Below are 13,918 nucleotides of genomic sequence, written 5' to 3' on the forward strand. Positions count from 1 at the left end.
AGTTTCTACCTCAGCTTCAGGGTGGCAAGGCCAACCAGCACGAGAATCACGGTGATGATCCAGAAACGGACGATCACGCGCGGCTCAGGCCAGCCCTTGAGTTCAAAGTGGTGATGGATCGGTGCCATGCGGAACACGCGGCGACCGGTCAACTTGAAAGACGCAACCTGGATGACGACGGACAGGGTTTCCATGACGAACACACCGCCCATGATGAACAGGACGATTTCCTGACGGACGATCACCGCGATGGTGCCCAAGGCCGCGCCCAGCGCCAGCGCGCCGACGTCACCCATGAAAACCTGTGCCGGGTAGGTGTTGAACCACAGGAAGCCGAGGCCCGCACCGATCAGGGCGCCGCAGAACACAATCAATTCGCCCGCGCCCGGTACATAAGGGATCAGCAGGTATTCAGCGAATTTCACGTTACCCGAGAGGTAGCAGAAGATCCCCAGACCACCACCAACCATCACGGTCGGCATGATTGCCAGGCCGTCGAGACCGTCGGTCAGGTTGACCGCGTTGCTCGAACCGACAATCACGAAGTAGGTCAGGACGATGAAGCCTGCACCCAACGGAATACTGTAATCCTTGAGCATCGGCAGGATCAGGGTGGTTTCCACCGGTGTAGCAGCGGTCATATAAAGGAAGATGGCTGCGCCCAGGCCAAACACCGACTGCCAGAAATACTTCCAGCGGCTCGGCAAGCCACGGGAGTTCTTCTCGATCACTTTGCGGTAGTCGTCGACCCAGCCGATCGCGCCGAACAGCAACGTCACCAGCAGCACCGTCCAGACATAACGGTTGCTCAGGTCGGCCCAAAGCAAGGTGCTGACACCGATGGACGACAGAATCAGCGCGCCGCCCATGGTCGGTGTACCCGACTTGGACAGGTGCGACTGCGGGCCATCATTGCGAACGGATTGACCGATCTGACGGTTCTGCAACGTGCGGATCATCCATGGGCCATAGCACAGCGACAAGACCAGCGCGGTCAGCACACCGAGAATCCCGCGCAGGGTCAGGTACTGAAAGACCGCGAAGCCTTTGTAGAACTGTTGCAGATACTCCGCTAGCAGCAGCAGCATTAATGTTTCTCCAGACTGGACCCGCACAATGCGGCGACGATGTTTTCCATCGCAGCGCTGCGCGAGCCCTTGATCAAAATGGTGGTGTTGGTGTCTTGCTCGGCGCCCAGGGCCTTGATCAGCTCAGCCTGAGTGCTGAAGTGAAAGGCCTGTGGACCGAAAGCGTTTACGGCGTGAACCATGTTGGGGCCGACGGCATACAGCGCGGACACCTTGCCGCGGGCGTATTCGCCCACATCACGGTGCCCCTGCTCCGCCCAATCGCCCAACTCGCCGATATCCCCGAGCACCAGGACGGTGCGACCGGAAAAGCCGGCGAGTATATCAACGGCGGCGCACATGGAGGTCGGGTTTGCGTTGTACGTGTCGTCAATTACGCGCACGCCGTTGGTGGCCAGTTGCGCAACGGTGCGCCCCTTGACCGGTTGCACGGCGCCCAGGCCGGCGGCGATGCCCGACAACGACACGCCCAAGGCATGAGCAGCGGCGGCGGCGGCCATGGCGTTGGCAACGTTATGGGTGCCGAGCAGGTTCAGTTGAACGCGCTCCACCCCTTCAGGTGTGTGCAGGTTGAACGCCGGGCAACCGCGAGCATCGCGGTCCAGGTCGCTGGCGTAGAAGTCGGCACTGAGGTTGCTCAGGGCAAATGTCAGCACTTTGCGACCGGCAGCGCGGGTCTTCCAGATTTCAAAAGCCTTGTCGTCGAGATTAAGAACGGCGATGCCATCGGCCTCTAGCCCTTCAATAATTTCGCCTTTGGCTTCAACGATTTTTTCCGGCCCGCCGAACTCGCCAACGTGAGCAGTCCCGGCATTGTTGAGGATGGCCACGTGAGGCTTGGTCATGCCTACGGTGTAGGCAATTTCGCCAAGACGCGAAGCACCGAGTTCGATTACGGCAGCGGTGTGTTCCGGCGCCAATTCAAGCAAGGTCAGCGGCACGCCGAGGTCATTGTTCAGGTTGCCACGGGTGGCCAGTACCGGACCGCGCGTGCGCAGGATGCTGGCGAGCATTTCCTTGACGGTGGTCTTGCCACTTGAGCCGGTGACGGCCGCAACCGGGTTGGTGAACGCCAAACGGTTCAGCGCGCCCAGTTGACCCAGTGCCTGACGGGTGTCCTTGACCAGCAATTGCGGCAACGCACTGTTGGCAACTTCGCGTTCGACCAATGCACCGACAGCGCCCTTGGCGGCGACATCGTTCAAATAGTCATGACCGTCAAAACGCGGGCCAGTCAGGGCAATAAACAATTGGCCAGGCTTGATCGCGCGACTGTCGATGCTGACGCCGTCGAACGTGGCATCGGCTGCGATCAGACGAGCGTTCAGCGCACCGGTCAATTCACTGAGTTTCAAGGCTTTAAGCATGCGCCACCTCCCATGCGGTCAGGGCGTGATCGGCCTCGACCAGATCGGAGAAGTCGTGACGCTCACCGTTGACTTCCTGATAGTCCTCGTGACCTTTACCGGCCAGGACAATCACGTCATCCACTGAAGCGCCAGCGATCAACTGGGCAATCGCCTGGCCACGGCCAGCCACGAACGTCACTTTATCCACAGCCTTGAAGCCGGCGCGGATGTCATCGAATATCACTGACGGGTCTTCGGTACGTGGGTTGTCATCGGTGACCAGTACGCCGTCGGCCAGGCGCTCGACCACTTCGGCCATCAGCGGACGCTTGCCGCGATCACGATCACCGCCGCAGCCGAACAGGCACAGCAGGCGACCCTTGGCGTGCGGACGCAGGGCCATCAGGACTTTTTCCAGCGCGTCCGGGGTGTGGGCGTAATCGACCACCACCAGCGGCTGAGTACCGCCACCGAGGCGCTGCATGCGACCGGCCGGGCCTTCAAGCTTCGGCAGAATGTTGAGAATTTCGTCCAGCGCATAGTCCAGACCGAGCAACGCGCCGACTGCGGCCAGGACGTTGCTCAGGTTGAAGCGACCGAGCAACGTGCTGCGCAAATGGTGCTCGCCCTGCGGCGTGACCAATGTGGCGCGCACGCCTTCGTCGTCAAATTGCGCTTCGCGGCAATACAGGTAGGCGCTGCTGTCTTCCAGGCTGTAGGTGATCAAACGCGACTCACGCCTTTCGGCGGCCAGTTGCCGTCCGAATGCGTCGTCGAGGTTAACCACCCGGCACTTCAGATCGCTCCACGCAAACAACTTGGCCTTGGCTTCGCCGTAGGCCTGCATGGTGCCGTGATAATCGAGGTGATCGCGGGACAGGTTGGTCATCACCGCCACATCGAAGGCCAGCGCGCTCACACGGCCCTGATCCAGGCCGTGAGAGGAGACCTCCATGGCAACGGCTTTGGCACCGGCCTTTTTCAGGTCGGCCAGGGTTGCTTGTACGGCGATTGGATTCGGTGTGGTGTGCAGGCCGCTTTCCAGCGCCCCGTAGAAACCGGAGCCCAACGTGCCGACGATGCCGCAGTGTTGACCGAGCAGATCGAGCGCCTGGGCAACCAATTGGGTCACGCTGGTTTTACCATTGGTACCGGTCACGCCCACCAGATTCAAGTGACGGCTCGGGTCGCCATAAAAACGCCCGGCGATGTCCGACAGCTGCGCCGCCAGGCCTTTGACCGGAATCAGCGGCACGTCGGTGATCGGCAATACGGTCGCGCCTTCGACTTCATACGCCACGGCGGCAGCGCCGCGTTGCAGAGCGTCGGCGATGTGCGCACGACCGTCGAAACGCCCGCCAGGAACAGCGAGAAACAAGTCGCCAGCGCGCACGTTGCGGCTGTCGAGCGCCAATTCGCGGATCAATAGATCGCGGCCAGCGTGGGCGAAAATCTTGTTGAGACTCAGAGACATCAGCCGCGCCCTCCATTGGCTTTCAGCGGAACAACGGGGGTGGCGTTCGCGGTTTGAGTCGGCGGCAGGTTGTCCGGTGTGATGTTCATCAGGCGCAGTGTCCCGGACATCACTTTGCTGAACACCGGCGCCGACACCAGACCGCCGAAATAACCGGCCTTGGTCGGTTCGTCGATCACCACGACAATCGCATAACGCGGATCGCTCATTGGGCCGAAGCCTGCAAACAGCGAGCGGTAGGAGTTCTCGGCATAGCCTTTGGTGCCCACCGACGTCTTACGCGCAGTACCCGACTTGCCAGCCACGTGATAGGCCGGCACCTGCGCACGGAATACGCCGCGCGGTGCTTCGATCACTTGGGTCAACATGCCCTGCATCGTTTTTGCCACAGCCTCTGGCAGTACTTGCGTGGTCTGCGGCGCCTTGTCGGTTTTGATCAGGGTCAAAGGCGCGAGGCGACCGTTGTTGGCCAACGCCGAAAAGGCGTGAACCAGCTGAATCGCCGTCACGGAAATACCGTAGCCGTAGGACAGCGTCGCGGTTTCAGCCTTGCGCCACTCGCGGTAGTTCGGCAGGTTGCCGACGCGCTCGCCCGGGAAGCCGAGGCCGGTGTCCTGGCCGAGACCGACTTTTTGCGCGAGACGGAAAATGGTTTCGCCGCCGATATCGAACGCGACCTTACTCATGCCGACGTTACTGGAATTGATCAGGATGCCGGTCAAGTCGAGTACCGGGCCTTCGGTCTTGGATACGTCCTTGATGGTGTACTTGCCGATCTGCAAGGAGCCCGGATACACCTCGACGGTGTCACTTGGTTTCCAGCGGCCAGTTTCGATCGCGGCGCTCATCGAGATCGCTTTCATGGTCGAACCAGGCTCGAACACGTCGATCATCGCGCGGTTACGCATCATCGCTGGCTGCAGATTGCGACGGTTGTTCGGGTTGTAGGTCGGCTGGTTGACCATGGCGAGGATCTCGCCGGTCTTCACGTCCATGATCACCAGGCTGCCGGCCTTGGCACCGTTCTCGATGATCGCGTTGCGCAGTTCACGGTTGGCCAGGTATTGCAGGCGCAGATCAATGGACAACGCCAAGGGCTTGCCGGCCTTGGCGTTTTTGGTGACCTGGACATCCTTGATCAGTCGTCCACGCCGGTCCTTGATGACCTGACGCTTACCGGCAACCCCGGCGAGCCATTCGTCATAGGCCAGCTCGACACCTTCACGACCGTGGTCATCGATGTCGGTAAATCCAACCATGTGCGCGGTGACTTCACCGGCCGGGTAGAAACGCCGGAATTCTTCGATGCCGTAGACGCCCGGTACTTTCAGGTCGAGCACCGACTGGCCCTGCTCGGGGGTCAGCCCGCGCACCAGATAGATGAATTCTTTGTTGGCCTGGGCTTCGAGACGCTCAGCCAGCGCTTTCGGGTCCTGACCCAGCGCGGCCGCCAGTGCAGGCCACTTCTCTTTGGCCAGCTGCATTTCCTTGGCGTTGGCCCACAAGGTAGTGACCGGCGTACTCACGGCCAGAGGCTCGCCGTTACGATCCGTGATCAGGCCACGGTGAGCCGGAATCGGAATATGGCGCACGCTGCGTGCATCACCCTGCCCCTTGAGGAAGGCACGGTCGACGACTTGCAAATCGATGATGCGCCAGGAAATCGCCGCGACCATGATGCCAAGCAACCCCAGCACCACGCGGAAACGCCATGGGAACATTGCGCCTTCGAGTTTCATCATGGCGCCACCATCTTCACGTCAGCCGCGCCAGGAATGTGCATCTTCAGTTGTTCGCTCGCCAGCACTTCGATACGGCTGTGGGCGGTCCAGGTGCTTTGTTCGAGAATCAAGCGGCCCCACTCTGCCTGTGCCTTGTCGCGCACGCTCAACTCGTTGTACAGCGAGTTCAACAGCTGACGGTTCCAGTGGGCGCTGTACGACACGCCGATCGCTGAAACGAGCACGCCAACAAACAGCAGCAGCATGAAAAAGCTTCCGCCGGGCAGTGGCTTGGCGAACAGCTTGCTCACCGCAGCTTCTCCGCGACGCGCATGACGGCGCTACGGGAACGTGGGTTGGCTTTGAGTTCGGCGTCGGAGGCCGTCTGCGCTTTGCCATGGACTTTGATTTTCGGTTCGAATGCAACGTGGCGAACCGGCAGGTTGCGCGGCAGGTTGTCGGCTTCGCCTTTCACCAGTTTGCGCATGAACAGTTTGACGATGCGGTCTTCCAGCGAATGGAAGCTGATAACGACCAGGCGGCCGCCGACTTCCAGGCATTCCAGTGCGGCTTCGAGGCCGGCTTCCAGATCGCCCAATTCGTTGTTGACGTGAATGCGCAGGCCCTGGAACGCACGGGTCGCCGGGTTCTTGCCTTTTTCCCACGCAGGGTTGGCAATTTTCAGGACTTCGGCCAGGTCAGCGGTGCGCTCGAACGGCTTGATGTCACGACGCTCGGCCACGGCACGAGCCATGCGGCCGGAGAAACGCTCTTCGCCATATTCTTTGAACACACGAGCAATTTCTTCCACCGGCGCGGTGTTGACGAATTCGGCAGCGCTGATCCCGCGGGAGGGGTCCATGCGCATGTCCAGCGGGCCGTCATTGAGGAAGCTGAAACCGCGTTCAGGGTCGTCGAGTTGCGGCGAAGACACGCCGAGGTCGAGCAAAACGCCGCTGACCTTGCCGGCCAGACCGCGATCAGCCACTTCCGAACCGAGCTCGGCAAAGCTACGCTGCACAACGACAAAGCGGCCGTCTTCGGCCGCTAGCGTCTGCCCGGTGGCAATCGCTTGAGGATCTTTATCAAATCCCAGCAACCGACCATCAGGCCCCAGCTGACTCAAGATCAGCCGACTGTGCCCGCCGCGCCCGAACGTGCCATCCAGATAGCAGCCATCAGGACGTACGGCGAGAGCCTCGACGGCTTCGTCAAGCAGTACGGTGATGTGGTTAAAGCCGCTATCAATAGTCACAGGATCAAATCACGCAGTTCATCAGGCATGGCGCCCGGTTGTTGAATAGCAGCCAGGTCAGCGGCAGAAACCGCGTCCCAGGCATCCTCGTCCCACAATTGGAACTTGTTCAGTTGGCCTACCAGCATCGCGCGCTTATCCAACCTGGCATATTCACGAAGACGCGGTGGAACCAGAAAACGACCACTGCCATCGAGCTCGAGATCGACGGCATTACCAATCAGTAAACGTTGCAGGCGGCGGTTCTCTTCGCGAAGCGAAGGCAGTGCGCGCAGTTTGGTTTCAATTATTTCCCACTCATCGAGTGGGTAAACACACAAACATGGATCAACGGCATCAATGGTGACAATTAACTGACCGGAACTACGCGAAACGAGCTCGTCACGGTACCGGCTCGGCATGGCGAGACGGCCCTTTGCATCGAGACTGATAGCGTTAGCTCCGCGAAACACGTCAGCGTTTCTCCAAATTTTAGCGTTTTACGTTCAAAAAACCCACTTCATGCCACTTTCCGCCACTTGCGCACACTATAGGAATGCGGCCACCGCACCGTCAAGGCGCGGATTGAAGGAAAACCCTTACAGAACTGAGATTTAGGAGAGGGAAAGGAGGAGGAACGAGAATCTGACAGATGAATTTGTTCGATAACTTGAATCAGCACAGAAGGCTGCGTTCGAAAGTTAAAGTAGTTTGTTAAGAGTAAGATTTTTTCGGTATTACGAAAGCGCTTCTGCTGATGATTCTGTACGAAGGGAAAATGCTACTACCAGCGCCCTGTTCAATGATTCAAACAGGGGGGATAAAAAAGGTGGAGAGTCGATCTGTAAGCCGGGTTCTGTCTTGAACAGTCATTCGTCTACGATGGCCATCACTGGACATCTTTAGCAACCTACCCGGTCCCAGCGCGGGCCACGCCTTGGGACCCTATTTGGTCTTGCTCCAAGTGGGGTTTACCTAGCCACGAACTGTTGCCAGACGTGCGGTGCGCTCTTACCGCACCTTTTCACCCTTACCGGCGCCGAAGCGCTTAGGCGGTTATTTTCTGTGGCACTTTCCGTAGGCTCACGCCTCCCAGGCATTACCTGGCACTTCGCCCTATGGAGCCCGGACTTTCCTCCCCCCTAATTTTCATAGAGGGCAGCGACTGTCCGATCGACTCTCCGCCGCGAAGGTTAACGGCAGAGCGGCCGAAGAACAAGCGCTAAACGCCTTTGGCCACTCCTGCACGTCGGGTTTTACTCACCCTTCTGCTGATCCAGCGCGATCTGATACAACACATTTTTGCGCTCACCGGTGATTTGCGCCGCCAATGCCGCGGCACGCTTGAGTGGCATCTCTTCCAGCAGCAGATTGAGGATGCGCATGGCTTCGCTGCTGACAGCGCCTTCCGTCTCGGGCACGGTCCAGCCGGCGACCAGCACCACACATTCGCCACGCTGCTGATTGCTGTCCGCCTCAACGAATTCGCGCAGCTCGGCCAATGGCAAACCTTTAAGGGTTTCAAAGGTTTTGGTGATTTCACGAGCAAGCAATGCCGGACGCTCGCCACCGAACACCAATTCCATGTCCTGCAGGCATTCAAGGATGCGGTGCGGCGCCTCGTAGAAAATCAGCGTACGCGGCTCTTCCTTAACCAGTTCCAGCCGAGCGCGGCGACCGACAGCCTTGGCCGGCAGGAAGCCTTCAAAGATAAAACGGTCGGACGGCAGACCCGCCGCCGATAACGCCGCGATCAAGGCGCACGCTCCCGGGACCGGCACCACATTGATCCCCGCAGCACGAGCCTGGCGCACCAAGTGATAGCCGGGATCGGAAATCAGCGGTGTGCCGGCATCCGAAATCAGCGCCACATCATCGCCGGCCAGCAGACGCGTAATAAAACGGCTACCTTCATCTCGCTCATTGTGTTCGTGGCAGGCCGCCAGCGGCGTGGAGATGCCGAAATGCTGCATCAACCGCTGGGAGTGGCGCGTATCTTCGGCAGCAATCAGCGCGACCTCGCGCAGGATCTTCAGCGCGCGTGCACTGATGTCGTCCAGGTTGCCGATGGGCGTCGCCACCACATAAAGCGAGCCAGCAGCGGAATTCAAAGCACCTGGAGCAGTCAAAGCGCACACCTCATGATCGGTAAAAGGCGACATTGTAGCGCGTAGCGACACTTGCGATACGCCTCGCCATTCCCGGTTTTTTCTGCCAATTGTGCGGTGCTGCAACATTTGCACGAGCTAAATTGATCGATTCACGCCAGTAACATCGCGCCCCGGCCAGTGCTTGGGTACAATTCCACGCTAATTTGATCGAGTATCAGGAACACTACATGATCGCTTGCCTGCGGCTGTTCACTGCCCTCTGCCTCGCTGCCTTGCTGGCGGCTTGCGCCAGCTCGCCCTCCTCCAGCCTTGGCGAACTTCCACGGACCCCGGATGCCAGCATCGAGCAACTGCTCGATCAGGCCAACCAAAGCAAGGACCCGGAAAAAGCCGCCCTGCTACGCCTGAGCGCTGCTGACCAGGCCTACCGTCAGGGGAATGCCGGTCAATCCGCGCAAATCCTGCAACAGGTCCCGGTCGAGCAACTCAAGCCAGGCCCACAAGTTTTCGCCAGTACCCTGGCGGCAGAACTGGCGATGGTGCGCAATCAGCCCAAAGCAGCGCTGACTGCCTTGAGCCATCCGAGCCTGAAATATCTGGGAGAGCTGCCAGCCGAACAGCAAGTTCGCACTGGCACTGTTCACGCCCGCGCCCTTGAAGCGGATGGCCAGACCCTGGCTGCCGCACGGGAGCGTATTTTCATCGCGCCGATGCTGAGTGGTGAAGCGGCCAGCAAAAACCACGAAGCGATCTGGACCCTGATTGCCTCCCTGCCTACCGACCAATTGCAGCCAAACACCTCCGACGACCTCGGCGGCTGGATGGGCCTGGCATTGGCTGTGAAAACAGCCGGGACGCTGGAGCAACAGCAAGCCGCAATCGATAACTGGCGCGCCCAGAACCCGAAACACCCGGCCGCCGTACATCTGCCGCTGGCACTGACCAATCTCAAGCAACTGGCCAGCCAACCGCTGAACAAGATCGGCCTGCTGCTGCCACAAGACGGCCCGCTGGCATCGGTCGGCAAAGCGTTGCGTGAAGGCTTCATGGCGGCTCACTACCAGGCCCAACAATCCGGGCAGAAGCCACCGGCCATCGAGTTTTATGACAGCTCGAAGCTGACGTCGATGGACGAGTTCTACCGCAAGGCCCAGGCCGATGGCGTGCAACTGGTGATCGGCCCGCTGGAAAAACCACTGGTTAAACAACTCAGCGCTCGCCCGCAATTGCCGATTACCACCCTGGCACTCAATTACAGCGAAGGCGAACAAGGCCCGGCCCAACTGTTCCAGTTTGGCCTGGCTGCTGAAGACGAAGCCCGTGAAGTGTCTCGCCGTGCTCGCGCCGACGGCTTGCATCGCGCCGCCATCATGGTGCCGAAAGGTGAATGGGGCGACCGTGTGCTGCGCGCCTTCAGCCAGGACTGGCAAGCCAACGGCGGCAGCATCGTCGCCACCGAGCGCGTAGACCAACCGGTTCAACTGGCCCAGCAAATCGCTGACATGTTCCAGCTGCGCCAGAGCGAAGGCCGCGCCAAAAGCCTGCAAAGCACTGTCGGCGGGCAGGTAGCAGCCCAGCCCTCGCGTCGTCAGGACATCGAATTCATCTTCCTGGCCGCCACACCGCAACAGGCCCAGCAGATCAAACCGACCCTGAACTTCCAGTACGCCGGCGACGTCCCTGTGTACGCCACGTCCCACGTGTTCAGCGCCAGCGGCGACGTGAATCAGTACAACGACATGAACGGCATCCGCTTCTGCGAAACCCCGTGGTTGCTGGACGCCAACGATCCCCTGCGCAAACAGGTCACGGCTCAATGGCCACAAGCGGCAGGCAGCCTCGGCCGCCTGTACGCCATGGGCGTTGATGCTTACCGTCTGGCACCACGCCTGGGGCAACTCAAGGCCTTGCCGGACAGCCGCATCGCGGGTGAGTCGGGCAGCCTGGGGATGACTGCGAACCAACGCGTCGTGCGCCAGTTGCCATGGGCCCAGTTCGTCAACGGCCAGGTTCAACGCCTGCCGGATACCCCGAACTGATGCCCGACAGGTCACGCCAGCAAAGCGGTAAAGATGCCGAGCGCCATGCGCTCGAGCATCTGCAACAACAAGGTCTGCGCCTGTTGGCGCAGAACTGGCTGTGTAAACGTGGCGAGCTTGATCTGGTCATGCTTGATGGCGATACAGTAGTATTCGTTGAAGTCCGCTACAGAAAAAACACCCAGTGGGGTGGCGCGCTCGATAGCATCGATGAGCGCAAACGGCAGAAACTGATTTTCGCCGCACAGTATTTTCTTCAGCGCGAGTCGCGTTGGGCCAATTCCCCTTGCCGCTTCGACGTGATTGCCATCGACAGCAACGTTGATCAGTTGAACTGGCTGCAGAATGCCTTCGACAGCTGATCGCATGCGTCACGAACCGGACACCTTCACCCAACATTTTTGCTCTTTGCTTTGCGGGCTGCACATTCATGTGCCAAGTAGCCGCGCTAATTAAGGTCACACAGATGGACATGCAATCCCGAATTCGCCAGCTTTTTCAGGCCAGTATCGACACCAAGCAAATGGCGATGGACGTACTTGCACCGCACATCGAGCAAGCCAGCCAAGTGATGGTCAACGCCCTGCTCAATGAGGGCAAAATGCTTTCCTGCGGCAACGGCGGTTCCGCCGGCGATGCACAGCACTTTTCCTCGGAGCTGCTCAACCGCTTCGAGCGTGAACGCCCGAGCCTGCCGGCCATCGCGCTGACTACCGACAGCTCGACAATCACCTCGATTGCCAACGACTACAGCTACAACGAAATCTTCTCCAAACAGATCCGTGCCCTGGGCCAGCCGGGCGACGTATTACTCGCGATTTCCACCAGCGGCAACTCGGCAAACATAATTCAGGCAATCCAGGCCGCACATGATCGCGAAATGATTGTCGTAGCATTGACCGGTCGCGATGGTGGCGGCATGGCGTCACTGCTATTGCACGAAGACGTCGAGATTCGCGTACCGGCCAATGTCACCGCACGCATTCAGGAAGTTCACCTGCTGGCGATCCATTGCCTTTGCGATTTGATCGACAGCCAATTGTTCGGGAGTGAAGAATGACCCCTAATCGCCTAGGCCTACTGACCTTGACCCTGTGCCTCGGCATCAGCGGCTGCACCTCGGTGGTTAATGCCAGCCGTGAAGCGCCGATTGAGGATGACCGTGGCACACGCACCTTCGGCAGCAAAATCGACGACTCCCTGATCGATACCAAAGTCGGTGTAAACGTCGCCAAGGCCGACCCGGCCCTGGACAAGGACTCACACATTGTCGTCACCAGCTTCAACGGCGTGGTACTACTCGCCGGGCAGACACCTCGCGAAGACCTCAAGGTCAAAGCCGAACAGGCCGCTGCCGCTGTTCAACGGGTAAAAACCGTCCACAACGAATTGCAGATTCTGCCGCCCTCCTCTTTACTGGCCCGCCAGAACGACGCGTGGCTGACCACCAAGATCAAGGCCCAGATGCTCACCGATGCCAACATCCCCGGCTCGCGGATCAAGGTTGTGACCGAAAACGGCATCGTCTACCTGTTGGGCCTGCTGACCAAACAGGAAGCCGCTCAGGCGACCAACCTGGTACAAGGCGTTTCAGGTGTACAGAAGATCGTGAAGCTGTTTGAGTACATCGACTGACATCCACCCTGCAAGGAGCACGGCTTGCCGGCAATGGCGCCCTTGAAATCGCCATCAACCTGTAGGAGCACAGCTTGCTGGCGATAGCGCCTTCAAGATCGCCATCGCCGGCAAGCCGTGCTCCTACACGCAATAAAAAAGGCGATCCATCCGGATCGCCTTTTTTATTACTTCACCACTTTCAAACTGGGTCGACCACTGGGACGCGGCGGCTCGCTGTCGGGTGGCGGAAGATCATCATCCGGCTCGATCTCTTCCTCGTCTTCCATAGGCGATTCCAGATCGAACACCATGCCCTGGCCATTCTCCCGGGCGTAAATACCCAGAATCGATGCGATAGGCACGTACAAGGTGTGCGGCACACCGCCGAAACGCCCTTCAAAACTGACCGCCTCGTTATCCATGTGCAGGTGACGCACAGCTTGTGGCGACACGTTCAGGACAATCTGTCCGTCACTGGCAAAACCCTGAGGCACCTGCACCGATGGATATTCGGAATTGACCAGCATGTGCGGGGTGCAATCGTTGTCCACAATCCACTCGTAGAGCGCGCGGACCAGATAAGGTCGACTGGAGTTCATAGCGGCTCCTTAAGCCTTAGCGCATATCGCGTTCGACACCAGACAGACTTGCCTGGAAAGCCTCACGCGCAAACGAGCGCTCCATGTAATCAAGCAGCGGCTTGGCAGGCCGCGGCAGTTCAATACCCAAAATTGGCAATCGCCAGAGTATTGGCAATAGGCAGCAATCCACCAGACTTTGTTCCTCGCTGAGGAAAAATGGCTTGTCGGCGAACAACGGCGACACACCCGTCAGGCTTTCGCGCAACTCTTTACGAGCGACAACGCGGGCGGCTTCCTTGGTCCGCGAATCCAGGATCAGATCCACCAGGCCACACCAATCACGCTGTATACGATGAATCAGCAAACGGCTGTTGGCACGCGCCACAGGATAAACCGGCAGCAAGGGCGGGTGCGGGTAACGCTCATCCAGATATTCCATCACCACGGTCGACTCCCACAACGCCAGGTCACGATCGACCAGGGTGGGCAGGCTTCCGTAAGGGTTCACCTCAATCAGTTTAGGCGGCTGACGACCAGCTTCCACGTAAATGATCTCGGCGCTGACACCCTTCTCTGCAAGTACGATACGCACTCGGTGGGAATAGTGGTCGGCGGGGTCGGAGTAACAGGCCAACCGATTGGTCACGCCCATGGCGGTCCTCCTCGCTTGTAGAAATTATCGAAAGCGGAAAAACGAGCGCGCC

The 13,918-nt window shown here is 59.3% G+C and carries 14 protein-coding genes and 1 other RNA gene; 4 read left to right on the forward strand and 11 right to left on the reverse strand.

The window, feature by feature from the left end; translation table 11 throughout:
- Positions 1–5 precede the first annotated feature (5 nt).
- From mraY to rsmI, 9 genes are all read right to left on the reverse strand, one after another.
- Positions 6–1,088 (reverse strand): phospho-N-acetylmuramoyl-pentapeptide-transferase, encoded by a 1,083-nt coding sequence (mraY, locus tag AB4N76_RS08810; RefSeq protein WP_046026697.1) that lies wholly within the window; start codon positions 1,086–1,088, stop codon positions 6–8.
- Positions 1,088–2,455 (reverse strand): UDP-N-acetylmuramoyl-tripeptide--D-alanyl-D-alanine ligase, encoded by a 1,368-nt coding sequence (locus AB4N76_RS08815; protein WP_046026699.1) that lies wholly within the window; start codon positions 2,453–2,455, stop codon positions 1,088–1,090. The genes mraY and AB4N76_RS08815 overlap by 1 nt, the downstream gene beginning before the upstream one ends.
- On the reverse strand, positions 2,448–3,911 hold the full coding sequence (locus AB4N76_RS08820) for a UDP-N-acetylmuramoyl-L-alanyl-D-glutamate--2,6-diaminopimelate ligase (protein ID WP_460164387.1): 1,464 nt from the start codon (positions 3,909–3,911) through the stop codon (positions 2,448–2,450). Before AB4N76_RS08820 ends, AB4N76_RS08815 begins: the two co-directional genes overlap by 8 nt.
- Positions 3,911–5,650, reverse strand: a complete 1,740-nt coding sequence (locus AB4N76_RS08825) for a peptidoglycan D,D-transpeptidase FtsI family protein (RefSeq protein WP_175649036.1) — start codon at positions 5,648–5,650, stop codon at positions 3,911–3,913. Before AB4N76_RS08825 ends, AB4N76_RS08820 begins: the two co-directional genes overlap by 1 nt.
- Complete coding sequence (ftsL, locus tag AB4N76_RS08830; protein WP_046026702.1) at positions 5,650–5,943, reverse strand: cell division protein FtsL; 294 nt, start codon at positions 5,941–5,943, stop codon at positions 5,650–5,652. The genes AB4N76_RS08825 and ftsL overlap by 1 nt, the downstream gene beginning before the upstream one ends.
- The gene (gene rsmH / locus AB4N76_RS08835) at positions 5,940–6,887 is read right to left on the reverse strand and encodes a 16S rRNA (cytosine(1402)-N(4))-methyltransferase RsmH (protein WP_046026703.1); all 948 of its coding nucleotides are present in this window, start codon (positions 6,885–6,887) and stop codon (positions 5,940–5,942) included. The genes ftsL and rsmH overlap by 4 nt, the downstream gene beginning before the upstream one ends.
- The gene (mraZ, locus tag AB4N76_RS08840) at positions 6,884–7,339 is read right to left on the reverse strand and encodes a division/cell wall cluster transcriptional repressor MraZ (protein WP_008025967.1); all 456 of its coding nucleotides are present in this window, start codon (positions 7,337–7,339) and stop codon (positions 6,884–6,886) included. The genes rsmH and mraZ overlap by 4 nt, the downstream gene beginning before the upstream one ends.
- 356 nt (positions 7,340–7,695) lie before the next feature.
- Positions 7,696–8,047: RNase P RNA component class A (rnpB, locus tag AB4N76_RS08845), an RNA gene on the reverse strand.
- A 75-nt stretch (positions 8,048–8,122) separates the two neighbouring features.
- On the reverse strand, positions 8,123–9,028 hold the full coding sequence (rsmI, locus tag AB4N76_RS08850; protein WP_175648973.1) for a 16S rRNA (cytidine(1402)-2'-O)-methyltransferase: 906 nt from the start codon (positions 9,026–9,028) through the stop codon (positions 8,123–8,125).
- 176 nt (positions 9,029–9,204) lie between these two features.
- On the opposite strand from rsmI, the gene AB4N76_RS08855 reads away from it, so the two are divergent.
- The 4 genes from AB4N76_RS08855 to AB4N76_RS08870 all read left to right on the forward strand — a co-directional run bounded on the left by AB4N76_RS08855 (position 9,205) and on the right by AB4N76_RS08870 (position 12,651).
- Positions 9,205–11,016, forward strand: coding sequence for a penicillin-binding protein activator (locus tag AB4N76_RS08855; RefSeq protein WP_046026704.1), 1,812 nt, complete (start codon positions 9,205–9,207; stop codon positions 11,014–11,016).
- Entirely contained in the window at positions 11,016–11,378 is a 363-nt protein-coding gene (locus tag AB4N76_RS08860) for a YraN family protein (protein WP_046026705.1), read from the forward strand. The genes AB4N76_RS08855 and AB4N76_RS08860 overlap by 1 nt, the downstream gene beginning before the upstream one ends.
- Positions 11,379–11,482: 104 nt before the next feature.
- Positions 11,483–12,076: a phosphoheptose isomerase gene (locus AB4N76_RS08865; RefSeq protein ID WP_046026706.1), complete on the forward strand. Its 594-nt coding sequence runs from the start codon at positions 11,483–11,485 to the stop codon at positions 12,074–12,076.
- Complete coding sequence (locus tag AB4N76_RS08870) at positions 12,073–12,651, forward strand: BON domain-containing protein (protein WP_460164388.1); 579 nt, start codon at positions 12,073–12,075, stop codon at positions 12,649–12,651. The genes AB4N76_RS08865 and AB4N76_RS08870 overlap by 4 nt, the downstream gene beginning before the upstream one ends.
- 167 nt (positions 12,652–12,818) lie before the next feature.
- Here the strand turns inward: AB4N76_RS08870 and AB4N76_RS08875 are convergent, their stop codons facing one another.
- Positions 12,819–13,232: a ClpXP protease specificity-enhancing factor gene (locus AB4N76_RS08875; RefSeq protein ID WP_046026708.1), complete on the reverse strand. Its 414-nt coding sequence runs from the start codon at positions 13,230–13,232 to the stop codon at positions 12,819–12,821.
- A gap of 16 nt (positions 13,233–13,248) precedes the next feature.
- Entirely contained in the window at positions 13,249–13,866 is a 618-nt protein-coding gene (locus tag AB4N76_RS08880) for a glutathione S-transferase N-terminal domain-containing protein (protein WP_007905304.1), read from the reverse strand.
- Positions 13,867–13,918 lie beyond the last annotated feature (52 nt).

This window comes from Pseudomonas sp. S2_F03, from assembly GCF_054668335.1.

Excerpts from the sequence above, each read along its gene's own strand:
- mraY (WP_046026697.1), bottom strand. The coding sequence starts at position 1,088 with ATGCTGCTGCTGCTAGCGGAGTATCTGCAACAGTTCTACAAAGGCTTC.
- AB4N76_RS08815 (WP_046026699.1), bottom strand. The coding sequence starts at position 2,455 with ATGCTTAAAGCCTTGAAACTCAGTGAATTGACCGGTGCGCTGAACGCT.
- AB4N76_RS08820 (WP_460164387.1), bottom strand. The coding sequence starts at position 3,911 with ATGTCTCTGAGTCTCAACAAGATTTTCGCCCACGCTGGCCGCGATCTA.
- AB4N76_RS08825 (WP_175649036.1), bottom strand. The coding sequence starts at position 5,650 with ATGAAACTCGAAGGCGCAATGTTCCCATGGCGTTTCCGCGTGGTGCTG.
- rsmI (WP_175648973.1), bottom strand. The coding sequence starts at position 9,028 with ATGTCGCCTTTTACCGATCATGAGGTGTGCGCTTTGACTGCTCCAGGT.
- AB4N76_RS08855 (WP_046026704.1), top strand. The coding sequence starts at position 9,205 with ATGATCGCTTGCCTGCGGCTGTTCACTGCCCTCTGCCTCGCTGCCTTG.
- AB4N76_RS08860 (WP_046026705.1), top strand. The coding sequence starts at position 11,016 with ATGCCCGACAGGTCACGCCAGCAAAGCGGTAAAGATGCCGAGCGCCAT.
- AB4N76_RS08865 (WP_046026706.1), top strand. The coding sequence starts at position 11,483 with ATGGACATGCAATCCCGAATTCGCCAGCTTTTTCAGGCCAGTATCGAC.
- AB4N76_RS08870 (WP_460164388.1), top strand. The coding sequence starts at position 12,073 with ATGACCCCTAATCGCCTAGGCCTACTGACCTTGACCCTGTGCCTCGGC.
- AB4N76_RS08875 (WP_046026708.1), bottom strand. The coding sequence starts at position 13,232 with ATGAACTCCAGTCGACCTTATCTGGTCCGCGCGCTCTACGAGTGGATT.
- AB4N76_RS08880 (WP_007905304.1), bottom strand. The coding sequence starts at position 13,866 with ATGGGCGTGACCAATCGGTTGGCCTGTTACTCCGACCCCGCCGACCAC.